The sequence below is a fragment of the Pseudomonas sp. Sample_24 genome (genome assembly GCF_004307605.1).
GTDB lineage: Bacteria > Pseudomonadota > Gammaproteobacteria > Pseudomonadales > Pseudomonadaceae > Aquipseudomonas.
Genome location: NZ_RCNW01000097.1, coordinates 16,281 through 31,556 on the forward strand (window position 1 = coordinate 16,281; position 15,276 = coordinate 31,556).

13 protein-coding genes are annotated in these 15,276 nt (G+C 59.6%); all 13 read right to left on the reverse strand.

Annotated features, from left to right (window positions below; translation table 11 throughout):
* Positions 1 to 84 precede the first annotated feature (84 nt).
* Entirely contained in the window at positions 85 to 2,121 is a 2,037-nt protein-coding gene (locus D8V06_RS04470) for an alkaline phosphatase family protein (protein WP_056856599.1), read from the reverse strand.
* Positions 2,122 to 2,153: 32 nt separating this feature from the next.
* Positions 2,154 to 2,771, reverse strand: coding sequence for a hypothetical protein (locus D8V06_RS04475; protein WP_130930512.1), 618 nt, complete (start codon positions 2,769 to 2,771; stop codon positions 2,154 to 2,156).
* On the reverse strand, positions 2,768 to 4,066 hold the full coding sequence (locus D8V06_RS04480) for a sialidase family protein (protein ID WP_130930513.1): 1,299 nt from the start codon (positions 4,064 to 4,066) through the stop codon (positions 2,768 to 2,770). The genes D8V06_RS04475 and D8V06_RS04480 overlap by 4 nt, the downstream gene beginning before the upstream one ends.
* Positions 4,067 to 4,182: 116 nt before the next feature.
* Complete coding sequence (locus tag D8V06_RS04485) at positions 4,183 to 5,103, reverse strand: DUF2950 domain-containing protein (RefSeq protein ID WP_056856903.1); 921 nt, start codon at positions 5,101 to 5,103, stop codon at positions 4,183 to 4,185.
* 26 nt (positions 5,104 to 5,129) lie between these two features.
* The gene (locus D8V06_RS04490; RefSeq protein ID WP_130930514.1) at positions 5,130 to 6,572 is read right to left on the reverse strand and encodes a DUF3300 domain-containing protein; all 1,443 of its coding nucleotides are present in this window, start codon (positions 6,570 to 6,572) and stop codon (positions 5,130 to 5,132) included.
* A gap of 211 nt (positions 6,573 to 6,783) precedes the next feature.
* The gene (locus D8V06_RS04495) at positions 6,784 to 8,523 is read right to left on the reverse strand and encodes a dipeptidase (RefSeq protein WP_130906717.1); all 1,740 of its coding nucleotides are present in this window, start codon (positions 8,521 to 8,523) and stop codon (positions 6,784 to 6,786) included.
* 161 nt (positions 8,524 to 8,684) lie between these two features.
* Positions 8,685 to 8,984: a hypothetical protein gene (locus tag D8V06_RS04500; protein WP_056856594.1), complete on the reverse strand. Its 300-nt coding sequence runs from the start codon at positions 8,982 to 8,984 to the stop codon at positions 8,685 to 8,687.
* A gap of 109 nt (positions 8,985 to 9,093) precedes the next feature.
* Complete coding sequence (locus D8V06_RS04505) at positions 9,094 to 10,050, reverse strand: MBL fold metallo-hydrolase (protein WP_056856902.1); 957 nt, start codon at positions 10,048 to 10,050, stop codon at positions 9,094 to 9,096.
* Between the two features lie 22 nt (positions 10,051 to 10,072).
* On the reverse strand, positions 10,073 to 10,261 hold the full coding sequence (locus D8V06_RS04510) for a hypothetical protein (protein ID WP_130906200.1): 189 nt from the start codon (positions 10,259 to 10,261) through the stop codon (positions 10,073 to 10,075).
* A gap of 17 nt (positions 10,262 to 10,278) precedes the next feature.
* Positions 10,279 to 11,403 (reverse strand): ATP-binding protein, encoded by a 1,125-nt coding sequence (locus D8V06_RS04515; RefSeq protein WP_241667772.1) that lies wholly within the window; start codon positions 11,401 to 11,403, stop codon positions 10,279 to 10,281.
* A gap of 37 nt (positions 11,404 to 11,440) precedes the next feature.
* Positions 11,441 to 12,259: an alpha/beta hydrolase gene (locus D8V06_RS04520; protein WP_130906791.1), complete on the reverse strand. Its 819-nt coding sequence runs from the start codon at positions 12,257 to 12,259 to the stop codon at positions 11,441 to 11,443.
* Positions 12,260 to 12,594: 335 nt separating this feature from the next.
* Positions 12,595 to 13,362, reverse strand: a complete 768-nt coding sequence (locus D8V06_RS04525) for a metallophosphoesterase (RefSeq protein WP_130930515.1) — start codon at positions 13,360 to 13,362, stop codon at positions 12,595 to 12,597.
* Positions 13,363 to 13,422: 60 nt separating this feature from the next.
* Positions 13,423 to 14,829 carry an aldehyde dehydrogenase family protein gene (locus D8V06_RS04530; RefSeq protein WP_130906719.1) on the reverse strand — a complete coding sequence of 469 codons (1,407 nt, stop codon included), beginning with the start codon at positions 14,827 to 14,829 and terminating at the stop codon, positions 13,423 to 13,425.
* Positions 14,830 to 15,276: the final 447 nt, after the last annotated feature.

A 15,276-nucleotide genomic window follows, 5' to 3' on the forward strand; every position in this document is an offset into this window, starting at 1 on the left:
TTGTAAGCGTTTGCAGCGGTTTTTTGTGCATGGCATAAAGCCACTGTGGGAGCGGGCTTGCCCCCTCCCACAGGGTTTGGAGGGTTACTCCCGCACGTTTTGAAAGAGCATCAAGCGCGAGGTTTCATGCATGCCGCGGGTCAGCTGCACCAGGCGTTTGAATTCTTCCGGATTCTGTTCGGCGACGTTGTCCGTGGGGGTCATCGAGGCCAGGTCGTGGAGTGTTGGCGAGCTGCCGTCGTGTTCCATCTGCACCATGTAATGTTGAGTTACGCCAGCAATCAACGGGAACGTTCCCTCACGCAATACCAGTGGTACCACGCGCTCACCTTCGGGCGCCGGCTGCTGGATGTCACGCCCCATGCCGCCGTTGCGGAACTCAAGACCGGCCATGCCTGCCACGGTCGGCAGCAAGTCCACCAGGCCCACCGCTTCCTCGACCTTGCGCGAGCCGAGCAGACCCGGGGCGTGGATGATCATGGGCACGGCGTTGCTTTCCAGACCCAACTGCTCATAAGCGGGGGCCAGGTAAGGGATCTGCGCGATACGGGTGTTGTGGTCGCCAAACAGCACGAAAATGGTGTTGTCGTAGTAACCGCCGGCTTTGGCGATTTCCATCAGGCGTCCGATGTTGAAGTCCAGCAGGCGCACGGCGTTGTATTGCTCGACACTGCGCGAGCCAGCGGCCTGGACTTCTTCGAGGGTAGGGTGCTTGACCTCGAATCCATCATTGCTTTTGGGAATGGTGAAAGGACGATGGTTACCGGCCGTCTGCACATAGGCGAAAAACGGTTTGTCCTTGGGCAGCGCTTGCAGGATCCGGTCGGTTTCCTTGAACAGGTCCAGATCGGAAATGCCCCAGACGTCCACCACCGGCGATTTCCAGTCACGCTCCTCAAACAGGCGAACACCGTCGATGCTCTGGCGAATCAAGGCATTCATATTGGCCCAGCCGGAGTTGCCGCCGATGGTGTAGATCTTCTCGTAGTCGGTGAAGGCGTTGATCACTGAGTGCTGCCTGGTGATCAACGGGTTGCGTGTCGCGGTTTCCTGACGCGTGACGTCAGGCACCCCGGTAATGCTGGCCCAAACGGTTTTGGCGGTGCCGGTCACCGGCACGTAGAAGTGTTTGAAGAACCAGCTCTGGGTGGCCAGGCGATCGATGTTGGGGGTCGGATTGATCGGGTTGCCATAGGCACCGACCGCGCTGGTGCCCAGGGACTCAAGCATGACGAACATCACGTTTGGCGGTCGTGACCCCGCTACCTTGTAGGGCTGAGGTGCCTGGTGGCGGACGAAATTCAGCGATTGCGGGTCAGGCTGATCGACCCCCAGATAGTTGGCCATGACCGAATAGTGTTCACGCACCTGCGCTTCGTCATAACGCGATTGGCCAACCTTGACCGTGTCATAGAGGAAAATCACCGGATTCAGCCCCAGGGCGGCGATCTGGTTGTTGCCCGAGAAAAAGGCATCGCTCCAGCGCAGCGGGACGGGGTTCTCCAGGTTCATGTTCTCGACACGGCCCAGAATGCCCAGCAATACCAATACCACCATCACCGCACCGCCCCATGTGGCAGAGAGCGGGTGGATCGATTTGCGGTCGCGGTCCAGCGTCACGCGTTCCAGACGAACCAGGGCCAGTGTCACCAGTGCCAGCGTGACGAGCCAGCCCAGGGTAATCCACACCACCGGATAGGTTTGCCAGACCATGTCACGGGAGATTTGTGCGTCTTCGATAAAGCGCAGAACGGTGGCATTGATTCGCATGCCAAGGTACGCGTAGTGCCCGAAATCGATGATGTAGACCAGCAGCAGGGCACCCAGCGCCAGCACGATGTACAGGCGTGCGACCCAGCGCAGCAGGCGACTGCCGATGAGGTTCCAGCGCGGAATCCAGGCCAGCAGGGCCAGCGGCAGCATCACCAGGATGGCCAGGCGCAGATCGAAGCGAAAGCCGATGCCCAAGGTTTCTAGGACGGCATCGTCGCCGGACAGCGCTTTGGCGTCGAACCCGGAGAAGCCGGAAAAGAACATCACCCGTAGCAGGGCAAACAGCGCAAACAGTATCGCTGTGGCGCCCAGCCAGTAGTGCAGACGTCTCGATTGCAGCCAACCCATCCATGTTCCCCTGTTAATAATGTCGTCGAAGCTTAATGAGACCGGGGTACGTTGCGTGCCGGAACTCGCCACTTGTTCAGGCGGCCATACAGTCCGCGCGTGAAAAGCAGCACAAGTGCAGCGCAGCAGTACAGACCCAGCAGCGGATCAACCAGGTAGTCCCAGTAGTTTTGCGAAGGTTTTATCCCGGCGATGAAGGCCAGGGTTGCGCTGGCCAGCATCGCCACGGCCAGAGGGTTGCGCAGGTAATACAGGCCCAGTGTGAGCAGCGCGAAGAAAACCAGCATCGGTCGCGGGCTGTAGCCGAAACGGTAAGGGTCCAGATCACTGAGCCCCAGTGTCGCCGGATACAGCACCAGCCCCAACACCGCGAACAGGATCAATACGCCGGTCTTGTTCTGCTGCGCAGGCGGCAGTATGTCGAGCCGGCGCAAGCAGCCCCATGCCATGAATACCAATGTGGTGATCGCCAGGTCATCGATGTGGCTGCGCAAGTACACGGCCAGTGACAGCCCGTCCAGCGGGATGAAACTGGCGGCCAACAAGGCCACCAGCAGGGCGATCCGCCCATGGCGGTTTAAACCGAACGATGGCAACAACAGAAAAATGATCATCGCGAAGCTGACGTGGGCTTGCCAGAGATTGATCATTTGAGACGCTCGGACAGCCACGCATCGTTGAACGTGACGTGCTTGATGAAGGTGTTGTTCCAGGAGTAGACCAAGTGATACATACCGTCGGGACTGCGGATGAAATAGGGGTATTCGTATTCAAACTCGCATCCCAGGGGGGAACAGACACGGGTGTCGAGATTGCTCAGGAACTTCGCCTCCAACGGTTGGCGCAGAGCGCCGCTGGAACCGCGAAATTCCTTGCCGATGATTTCCTTGTAGGCCTGCGGCGAAAACGGAGCCCCCGCTGGGTCAGGTGATTTGTCCAGGTCGCGCAACGAGCGCCAGTCGTCCATCTTGGCATCGGTGCCATACAGACTCAGCTTGAAACGACCCTCCTGCAGGTCATTGAGTGCTACCAGCAAGCCGTGCTCGGGTGTCGCCACGGCCGCCAGCGAAGAGTTGGGGTTCGATGGGTCGAGCGGATAAGGCTCACTCCAGGTTTGTCCGGCATCTTCAGTGCGGGTGGCGAGTACACGGTGATGGGTGTTGCCGGCATATCGCAACAAGGCGATACCACGCTGTCCATCGAGCGGGACCACCGTCGGCTGCAATGAATTCTTGCCGTGGCTGATGCGGTATTTGTCGATTACATCGCCGTCTGCGCTCAGGTAGAGGTATTCGGCAAACTTGCCCAGGAACTCGTGATAGACCGGCAGACCGATCGAGCCGTCGGCATGAAATACCGGCGCCGAGCGGACCAGCGTGCTGATGTTCAAGAAGGGCGACGTGATCAGTTGGCGCGGAGCGGACCACTGTCTGCCAAAGTCGTCAGACACCATCACGTTGACCGCGCTGCCGGCCCAACCGCCCATGGATACGGAGACATAGAACAGCCACAGACGATTATCCGGCGCCAGGGCGATCACCGGATTGCCCAGTTTACGAATATAGCGTTGGGTGCCTTGTTGGGTTGAATGGCGTGTGGCCAAGACTTGCTCTGCACCCCACTCACCGGTTTTCGCGTCGAAACGGGCGGAACGCACCTCTACATCGGCTGCGCCTTCGCGCGAGCCGGCGAACCAGGCGGTCATCAGGCTGCCGTCAGGCAAAGCGGTGACGGCCGAGGAATGCACGAAGTCGACCAGCCCGGACGAGGCAAAACGGCTGGTGTAGATGGGTTTGGCGACCTGATTGGCCACCGCCATCGCCGGTTTCATCAGGGCAAAAGAAGAATGAGTACTGGCAGGGTTGAGGAACCATGCGGTCGTAAAGATGCACACCAGTGCGAAATAAGCACCGACGGCAGGGACACCGGGAAGTTTGATGCGCATATAAGGCTAGGCATCTCTTGGCCCAATAAAGCGCGATAACCTATCAGTTGTAGTAGGCGATCAGGATTTCAGCGAGCCACTCATTTGTAAGTAGATGTGTTGGAGGCTCTAGGACGCTAGTGGAGGCCTTGAGCAGCGGTGGATCCGATCTGCTCCTGATCGTCGGTCACTTCCTTCCAGCTGTCATCCGGATCAAAGCGCTTCATCGCTCTTGCCAATTTCTCGCCCCCGGGTCCGAGGTCCTTTTCAAACACCTGGCCATCATGGCTGATCATGAAACTCATGACCCCGGTGTCATCGTATTTCGCCGGCCAGGCAATCAGGGCAAAGCCTCGGCTCATCTTGTCGCCAATGAGATAACTGTAGGCGCCACCCGGTGCGGAGGGGCCTTGGCCATCGAGGATGCGGAAGTTGTAGCCGTGCCAGTCTTCGCCAGCAATGGTTTTGCCGAACAACGGCCCCAGCGGGCTGATCTGGCCGCTGTCGTCGTCATCCCAATAGAGGCCGTCGTGCTGGCCGGGAGTGCTGAAGATCTTCTGCGCGTATTCGAGGGCGCCATCACCATCGTGATCGACTGAGGCGTAGTCCATCTGGGCGTCGTGGTACGTCAGCACCGATTGCACGGCGGCCAGTTCGTTGCGGCCGATTCGGCGTGCGCGGATTTCCCCGCTGCCAGCCTTGAGATCGAAATGCCAACCCTTGGCGTTCTTGATCATGGGAATAGGCAGCGTCCAGTGATCTCTGCCAACGGCCAGGTGCGCCTTGCGCTCGTTGGTTTTTTCAATGCTGTGTTGCTCGTGATACTGCTTGAGGAACGCATCCACGTCACTGCGTTGTACGCCTTCACGCGGGATGTAACTGCGCCAGTCGTCACCGAGCAGTTCTGTCAGGCGCGCCTGATCGGCGTGTTCCGTGCCCAGTGCTTCGACGAATGCTTGCGCGGCTTTTTCGGGTGTAGGAAACGCTTGCTGTGCCATAGCCATGCACGACCAGACAACGCCGGTGGTGATTGCCAGGACATGTGGCAACAAGCCCATGAAGGCCTTTACGCGACGATGGTTTTTCAACGGCGGCCCCCCCTTTGACGCGCTGGTGCGGATGGCCGACTGATCTGGTGGCCGGCAGACCGCGCCGCGCTGGGGCGCATGGCAGATGCCTGGCTGGCTCGGCCACGAGCCGCTTGTACATTGCTCTGAGACGGTGAACGTGCGCCGGCAAATGCGTTGTTGCGGGCACTGCCTGCACTGGCGGCCGGTCTGTTCTGCGCCGTCTGGCGCACTTGTGAACGGTCTTGTGAACGCTGATTGACCTGGCCGGCGTCTCTACGGGGCTGTTGATTCTCCCGAGTATTCCTGGCGGTGTTCTGGGCTCTGTCAGACGTTCTTGGTCGGTCTGCGCCGGACTGCATGCGGTTGCCGGCTATGTTGTCCGACTGGGCTCGGCGGGCTTGATCGCGGGCTTCGCGATTGCTGGTGGCGGGGCGTTCGATACCGTGTCTGTCCATTGAGCTACGGGCTTTTTCACGTGCCTGGGCGCGTTGCGCGTTGTCGCCTCGATAGGCATCACGCTGATTCGCACCGTTCAGTTGGCGGCCGTATTGTTCACGGCTGCGGCTGTCCCGGTAAGGCACCCCATCGCGGTGAACGGCGTTGTGTTGCCACTTGTTATTGGTGATCTGGTTATTGCGATTGATGTTGTTATAGCGGTCGACATCGATGTCGATGTCGTTGTCGTTCCAGTCGCAATCACCCCACAACGAACCGATGATCGCCACACCGGTGCCGAACGCCAGTCCAGCCATCAATGCCGAACCGGGGTAATAGGCCGGTGGTGGCGGGTAGTATACGGGAGGCGACGCTGGATAGGCCCAGGTGCCGTAAGTGGTTGTCGGGTTATACGTGGGCACGTACACGACCTGTGGATCGGCAGGCTGAATGATGATGGTGGACGTGCTGCTGGCCGGGGCAGAGGCGGGTGCGGGCGCAGGCGCTTGAACCGTGACGTTCTGATACTGGTTGCTCTGCAGGTTGCCCGCCGCCTGGGCTTGACGACGCAGGCGTTGCACGCCGTTCATCACATCGTCGGGCTGCGCCAGGAAGGCATCACCCAGGCGTTGTACCCAGACAGGGTCCTGGCCCAGCGTGGCCAGCACCTGTGGAAAGGCGACCAGCGCTTGCACGCTCGGGTCCCAGGTCTGGTTCGCCACTTGTTTGACCGCATCATCGCCCTTGGCATCCGGGTGAGCCTTGGACCAAGTGACGGCCTCGGCGACTTCGCCAGGGTAGGTGGTCGCCATCAGCACCTGCGCCAGCAAGGGATCAGGATAAAGCGCAATAGGCGCCAGCATTTGATCCAGTTGTTCTTGATTGAACACCGCCTCTTTTACGGGCGCGGTGTCGGCAGCGTTTGCCGGGGCCGGTGCGGTTGTCTGCGTCGCTTGCGCCAGGCAAGGACCTGCGCTTAAAAGCAGCAATGCCGACATCGCGTAAAACAATGGAATACGCATTGCTCCCTCCCTGGGGTCGGGCAGGCCTGGAATGAGTGGATCAGTTTCAGCGAGGTCAATACCGACCTGGCAGGCGGCAGACCTCAGTTCGTTGGCGCTTTTTAATCGTAGCAGTCAGCCGGAATTTGCCATGCCTTGCGCAACAATATTCTGAGATCTTGCGCGGTGGTGCGCAAAATGGACCCGCCAGAACGGCGGGTCCGAAGGTGCATCAGAGTTTCGGCAACTGACCGATACGGCCCATCATTTCGGTGACGATCTGCAAGTCGAGCAAAAACTGCTCGGTAGTCTTGAATTCGTTATCGTTGTGGCCGGTGTATTTGACGTCTGGCATTGCCAGGCCGAATTGCACACCGTTGGGCAGTTCGTGCACCGAGGTGGCGCCAGCGGAGGTACCGAACTTGTGTTCCATGCCAAGGTTTTCACTGGCCACGGCGAGCAGGGCCTTGACCCATTCCCCTTCAGGGTTGCGGTACATCGGTTCGGCGATCGAATAGTCGAAGGCCACAGCGATGTTGCTTTTCTTGCTCCAGGTGTCGAGCTTCCCGGCGATTTCCGATTTAAGCACTTGCGGGGATTTGCCTTTCGGCACGCGCAGGTTGACCGCGAGTTTGAACGCTTTTTCATCCTCACCGACATAGGTCAGGGAAGTGGTCAGCGGCCCCATGAACTCATCGGAAAACCCGACCGCCAATTTGCCACCCAGGTAATCCAGGCCCCAGTTGTCGGCCGCGTAGCGAGCGGCGTCAGTGATGTGGTTGTGCTTGAGCGCAACCTTGCCGTCGAGGCCGTTGATGAAATCGAGCATCCTCGCCACTGGATTGACCCCGGACTCGGGTTCGGAGGAGTGTGCCGACACACCCGTAACCGTCAGCTTGACGTCCTTGCCGACGACCTTGGCGGCGATGTCGAAGTTGCCACCATTGCGCTGGGCATATTCGGTGCCGGCCTTTTGCAGGCTGGCGGCCAGCTCAGCGGGCTGGCCTGTCACCAGCGTGGCGACCGATGTCGACGGAATCTGGTTAGTGGCCAGGCCGCCGGTCATGGCGGTGATTTCGGCACCTTTGCCTTGGCCGGCACGCTTGGCGAAGCTGGCCATGACCGTGCCGTAGCCTTTTTCGGCGATCACTACCGGATAGCCGCCATCCAGCGCCAGGTTGTAGTTGGGCGTCGGGTAGCGTTCGAAATAGTAGGGGATGGCATCGCCCGTGGTTTCTTCGGTGGTGTCGACCAGCAGCTTGAAGTTTCTGGCCAGCGGCAGGTTCTCTTCCTTGATGATTTTCATCGCGTACATCGCCACTACGATGCCGTTCTTGTCATCTTCGGTGCCACGGCCATACATGCGGTCGCCGATCAGCGTGACCTTGAACGGGTCGAGGCGGGTGCCATCCTGCAAGACCCAGTTCTCCGGGGTCACCGGCACCACGTCGGCATGGGCATGAATGCCCACGACTTCATCGCCATTGCCTTCCAGGGAGATTTCATAAACGCGGTTGTCGATGTTGCGAAAGTTCAGGTTGAACGCCTTGGCAAGGCTTTTGATCTTATCGGCGATCTTGATGAATTCAGGGTTGTCATGTTGTTCCACACCGTCGACGCGTACGGTCGGGATGGCCACCAGTTCCTTCAAGGTTTCGGTCGCCGCGCTGCCGTATTTCACCCGCGCATAAAGGCCAAGCAAACGATGGATTTCGTTCTGTTGATCGGCCGTCAGTGCCTTGTTGTTCAGGAAGGCGCTGATAGCAGGTCCGAGATTGTCGGCCTTGGCGATATCGCTCTTGGCCAGGCTGCCAAGGAACTGCCGGAAATCCTTGACCGAGGCATCATTGAAAGCCTTGAGAATGATCGCACTCTGTTGCGGTGTGATGTTGGCGTGGGCAGCGGAGGTGAACGTCGACAGGCTGGCGATCATCAGTGTGGTCGCGGCCAGGTGCTTGAGTGAAAAGTCCATTGCTGGGGGCATTCCTTTGCAGGCAGTGTGTGGGAAATATCTGATCGTTTAATCAGAAACGTTCCCAAACTAACACCGCGAGCGTGTGAAACGGGAGCCCCCTAAGTGGGATGTGTCGCACAGAAATGCAAAAGCGGCGCAGAAACGAAACATCCGATTTATCAATGCTTGCATTCCGCCAGCACCACTTGGCAGGTACTTGGCGTACCACCGGATCGTCCCGCATAGCGTGCGCAATTGCTCATCGATTTCTGGCGAGCCATGTTCAAGGTATCGCCCCAGGCCAGGCCACCCTCGCCGACAGTGGGAAGGGCTTTGGCATAGCAGGCCGAACCGATGGTTGCGGACGAATAGCGAGCCGTGGCGGTTTTGCTCGAACATCCGGCGGTGAGCGCCAGGTTGATGGCGAGCAGGCAAGGCAGCAGCCATGACGAGCAGTGGTGCGTGTGTTTACCCGTCATCGCGCTTCCCCTGTGAAGAGGCTCAGATGTGTATCGTTCAGCTTAGACGGGATCAGGCTTACCGTCCGGCCTCTATTTGATTGTAGAGGCCGGATGCACCAGCAAACGGTCAGTAATCCCAGAACGCCGCTACCCAGCGAAACGCTTTGCCGTCGATGGCTACGCGGCCAACGGAAGGAAACGGCAGGTGCGTGGCGACAAACAGTTCACCGCTCGCCGCCGCTTCCTGCATCAGTCGAACCCGAACGCGAACCGATTCCTCGGGGTCATGTTCAAAGCCGTTGTGCCAGTCGGGGTGCTCGAAGGCCACCGGAAACAGGGCGTCGCCGGCGAAGGTCAAGCGTTCGCCACCGGAGTTCACGTAGACCACGCAGTGCCCCGGGGTGTGGCCACCGGTGACTTTGGCGACGACGCCCGGGGCCACCTCGTATTGGTCTTCGAAAGTTCGCACGTTGCTGCGGTAATCGTTGATGAATTGGTTGGCGGTGGCGCGCAGCACGTCCGGCACCGGCGCCGGCATGTCGGTGTGGGTGAAATCAGGTGTCTCCCAGAAAGCGACTTCAGTCGCCGACACGTGGATGCGCACGTCTGGCCGCAACTTGTTCTTCACGTCGTCGACGAGCAGGCCGCCGATGTGGTCCATGTGCATGTGGGTAATCACCACATCGGTCACGGATCCAAGATCGATGCCGGCGGCCTGCAGGCGCTTGGGAAATTGCCCGGCCCTTGGAAACCCTGGGAACTGCCCGCCGAGGCCTGCGTCGACGAGTATGGTCTGGTCGCCGCTGCGGATCACCAGCACGTTCAGCGCCCAGTCGAACGCGTCCGGCCCGAGGAACATGTCCTTGAACCAGGCGGCGCGGGCGGCGGGGTCGGCATTGGTAGACATCGTCGAGGTCGGCAGTGGCAGGACACCATCGCTGATCACCAGCACGTCAATCTCGCCGACCCGCACGGCATAGCGCGAAGGAACCAGTTCGGTGTCAAGCAAGCCTGGCTGCTGCTGACCATTGCCTGTCTGATGTGCGCCAGCCTTTTGGGATGGGTAATCCAGATGCGTTGTCATGCTCATTCTCCGATTGCCTGGGTCAAAAAAAATCGTTGGCCAATGCCGATTGTTCGCTGCTAAAGCGACGGATCGCCTGGAGAAAGAGTGTGCATCTCGACGCACCGCGCTCGATACCATACGCAGGTATAGAACCGTAGGGCTTTAGCGTGATCGTTCCCAACCAAAGGTCGAAGTGCTGCGCGCCGGACAGCACGGTTGGCAGATTCATGGAAGATCAGCTCGGTGTTAATTCGATGGTTGGCCGTTGGCTGGGGAAACCGGCAGGGAGAACGAGAAGGTCGCGCCCAGGTTGGGCTGACTGTCTGCCCGGATGCGTCCACCGTGCAACTCGATGATAGAGCGGCAGATGGACAGGCCGATCCCCATGCCATTTTCCTTGGTGGTGAAAAACGCATCGAACAGCAGCGCGAGATGATGTTGATCAATTCCCGGGCCGTTATCCTGCACCTCCACCACTGCATGACTCTCTTGCCGATAAATTCGAACTTGCAGCTCTCGGGGTGAACTCTTGTGGCCGTTCATGGCCTGCAGACTGTTCATGATCAGGTTGATCACCACCTGCTGCAGCTGGATTCGATCGCCCGACACCCAAAGCGACGGGGATGCAAACGAGCAAGCCACTCGCACCTTATGGCTCTGGATTTCCCGGTCAAGCAGGGCCAGCGAATCGGTTACTACCGATTGCAGATCGAGTTCTTCGTAGAGCGAATCGCTTTTGCGAGTCAGATCACGAATACGCTTGATGACCTCGGCTGCTCGACGCGCATTACTGGCCGCCCTGGCGATGGCGGCGCCGGCTTCCTTGAGATCGGGACTCGGGCGGTCGAGCCAGCGCTGGGCCGCTTCGGCACTGGAAGCTATCGCGGCCAGGGGCTGATTCACTTCGTGGGCAATCGACGCTGACAGCTCGCCCATCGTGGTGATTCGGCATATATGGGCGAGTTCGATTTGCGCGCGATGCAGCCGCGCTTCGACATCATGGGTATGGGCCAGCAAACTGAATTGCTCCTGAAGTTCATCGCGGGTGCGACGATTTTTCAATGCCAGCCAGGTGGCAATACCAATGGCCGTCAGACTGACAAGGCAACGGGCCAGGGCGGCACTGAACGGATGATCGAGGTGAGAAAAAAAGAACGCGGCAGCCGTCAGCAGCGCACAGATCAGTGCAACCCGACGCAGCCCGCGGATCGAGCATGTGCCCATGGCCATCATGATGACCAGGACATAAAGCACTGCCACTGCGATATCCAGTTCCGTGAGGGTATCGACGATGAATATCGCGAAGGTAGTTGCCCAAAGCGCCAGGCATTTTGCCTTGGCGCGGGGGGAGCCGGACATGACGTTCAGCATGATCCGGCTCCTGCGATGCGCTCGCCGCCCAAGGGCGTCAAGCCTTGATGAACGCCAGAAGGTCGGCGTTGATCACGTCGCCATGGGTCGTGCACATGCCATGGGGCAGGCCGGGGTAGGTTTTCAGCGTGCCGTGGCGCAGCAGTTTGATCGACAGGTGCGCCGAGTCGGCAATCGGTACGATCTGGTCGTCTTCACCGTGCAACACCAGGGTCGGTACCTCGATGTTTTTCAGGTCGTCGGTGAAGTCGGTTTCCGAAAAGGCCTTGATGCAATCGTACTGCGCCTTGACCCCGCCGTTCATACCCTGGCGCCACCAGTTGTCGACGATCGCTTCGGACAGTTTTGCGCCGGGGCGATTGAACCCATAGAACGGCCCGCTCGGAAAATCGCGATAGAACTGTGTGCGATTGTCCGCCACGGCCTTGCGCAAGCCATCGAAGACGTCCATCGGAATGCCGCCCGGATTTTTCGCAGTGCGCAGCATGATCGGTGGTACCGCGCCGATCAATACCGCTTTGGCCACGCGACCACGGCCATGGCGCGCCACGTAACGGGCCACTTCACCGCCTCCGGTGGAGTGACCGATGTGCACGGCATTCCTGATGTTCAGGTGCGCCATCAGTTCAGCGACGTCGGCGGCGTAGGTGTCCATTTCGTTGCCGACAGCGGTCTGAGAGGACCGACCGTGACCACGGCGATCGTGGGCGATGACACGGAAGCCCTTGCTGAGGAAAAACAGCATTTGCGCATCCCAGTCGTCGCTGGACAGTGGCCAGCCGTGGTGGAACACGATCGGTTGGCCGCTGCCCCAGTCCTTGTAGAAAATCTGCGTACCGTCCTTGACGGTGAGCATCCCCGAGCCACTGGCATGGCCGTCGCTTTTGCCCAGCGCAGCGGCGGTTGCCGATCCCTGTGTCTGCTGCGCTGCCAGCGCAGGCAGGGTCACCGCCAGGGCCGCAGCCATGGCGCCGGTGGTGATCAAGCCACGACGTGTGGTTCCGCTTGTCTCGTCAGTCATCGTCATTACTCATGTAGGTTCTGGAGGAGGGGGCACCTGCAAGGCCCGAGTACGTTTCCACGGCTGTGGAAAATTTATCGGCCAAGCAGGTTACTGACCACCAGACATGGGTGTTTGAAACTAACGCTTTGGTATGAAAAGCGGCCGGGCGAGGGCGTGTTGCAAGTGATTCAGGCTGGCAGCTCGATGACCAACGCTTGATCAAATTCTGGGTTCTCATTGACCCCTTCTTTCGCATAGCCCCGGGCATTGCACACAACGCGGGTATCGCCCACCCGATAATCAAAGCTGCCATGAGTATGTCCATGCAGCCAAAGGGCCGGTTGCCACGCCTTGATCCGCTGCTCAAGGTCGGAGACAAAACTCGAATTGATCGGCGACTCGGCAAACATCGGGCTGATGCTCGACCGTGTCGGGGCGAAGTGAGAAATCACCACCGTGGGCGTGGTGCTGTCGCGGGTGAAACAGTCATCCAGCCAGGCAACGGTCTGCAGAAAAATCAACTGCGACACCGCCGGGCTGAACAGGTCTGCGAAATCGGGCGCGATTCTGATGCGGCTGAAGTCCCGCACCAACGCTGTCGCCAGATCAATGCCATGCGCCCGTTCTTGCGCGTCATCGTAAAGCCGATAGTCGGACCACAACGTACATCCCAGGAATCGCACACCTTGGTGGATGTATTCCGAGCGCTCCAGCACGTGGATCTGTGTGCCTTGCGTCAACGTGCGCAACTGTTCATGGGTCGAGATCAGGTCACTGCCGTAAAATTCGTGATTGCCGGCCACGTACACAATCGGAACAGGACATGCCCTGGCCCACTCTATGGCAGCAGCGGGCCGCGAGATGTCCCCGGCGAGCACGACGACATCGGCCTGCACGTCGGGAAACGGTATCGCGTTGACGGACAGGTGGATGTCGGACAGCAAGGCGATGCGCATGGGTCAGCTCCTGTATTTGCAATAGAAGCTAGCGCACGAGATCGAAGCCGATCAAGCCGTTTATCCACGCACCGCCCGGGACCGCCAGACCATCATCTTCTCGACCTGCATCTCTTTCATGGTGTGAGGAATACCGCCCACGCCATGGCCGGACAGGCGCGCGCCGGCGAACGGCATCCAGTCGACGCGGAACAGGGTGTTTTCGTTGACCATCACCGCCGTGGCGTCGAGGTCCTGATAGCACTGCATGGCGGTGTCCAGATCGCGGGTGAATACCGCCGCCTGGAAGGCATAGGGCAGGGCGTTGGCCAGCTGGATCGCATCGGCCAGGTCGTCGTAGGCGTACACCGCCACCACCGGGCCGAAGACTTCTTTCTGCATCACGTTCGAATTGATGGACGGATTGAGCAAGACAGTGGGCGCGTAGCAGTTGTTGCCGAGTGCGCGGCCACCTGAGATCAAACGGGCGCCACCGGCAACGGCGTCGTTCACCCATTGGCTGACACGGTTCACTTCACGCTCGGCGATCAGCGGGCCGACATCGGTGGTGATATCGGTCGGATCTCCCACGACCATCGCATCGCCCGATTGGCCCAGTCGCACGGCAACCTGTTCGGCGATGCTGCGATGGCAGAAAATCCGCTGCACGCTCACGCAAGCCTGTCCCGCGTGCCAGAAGCCGCCACGGGCAATGCGCGGCAGGGCATCGTCGAGGTCGGCATCCGCCGCGAGAATCACTGGCGCCACGCCGCCGTGCTCCAGCGCGCAGCGAGTTCCCGGGGCGAGGGTCGAACGCAACATCCAGCCCACCGCTGCCGAGCCGATGAAGCTGAAGAAACCCACCCGTGGGTCAGCCACCAGTTTGCCGGTGATCGCGTTGTCAGTCGGCAGCACCATCTGCGCCCAACCTTCGGGGAGGCCGGCTTCGGCCAGGATATCGAGCAATGTCCGGCAGCTCAGCGGCGTGTTGGCCGCGGGCTTGACGACCACGGGCGCACTGACGGCAATGGCCGGGACCACTTGATGCACGATCAGGTTGAACGGATGGTTGAATGCCGAGACGGCCGCAACCACGCCGATCGGTTCGTACTGGGTGAAGGCCACCCGGTTGGCCGAGGTGGCGTTCAGCCCCATCGGGATCACATGACCGCCTTCGGTGCGCAGCACCTCGATGCAATTGAGGATGCCGTCGATGCCACGCTCGACTTCGGTGATCGAGTCCTTCAACGGCTTGCCGCCTTCGCTGGCCGCCTGGGTGGCAATCGCCACCTTGCGCGCACCGATCAATTGGGCGGCGCGCTGCAGGATTTCAATCCGCCGAGGCTTGGACAACCACTGGCTGCGGTCGCGGAAAATGCCATGGGCAACACTCAGTGCACGCTCGACATCGGCCTCGGTGGAGACCACCACGTGACCGACGATAGCGCCATCGAAAGGGGCGTGCACTGCCAGGGATTGTTCAGACATGGGAGCTACCTCGAGTCAAACGAAAAAGGGGCGATTCAGGCTGCTGTGCCTTTCAAACCTGGCGCCAAGGTAAACGTTGGTGGTTGTTTGAAAAAATGAATAATTGAGAAGCTTATGTTCAGTTTATGAGAACACCCAGGGAGCGCATTGTCGGATCTGTCGCCTTCTTGTTTCACCCCAGATATCGGCCAGGAACCACGTATCGCCTCGTCGCAAGGCTGTTCGCGCCACTTGATACGCCAGTAACTGGCTGTTTTAAATCAAATAAATGTTTAAGAAGGGCTTCCCAGACGTAACGAAAGTTGTTAAATTTCGCGCACTTTCGCAGGGGCTCTCCCAGGGCTTGCAAGCTGCGAAGTCAAAAACGAGTGCCAGGCACTCGCAGCAACAGCTACAGGGGCGTCGCCAAGCGGTAAGGCAGCAGGTTTTGATCCTGCCATGCGTTGG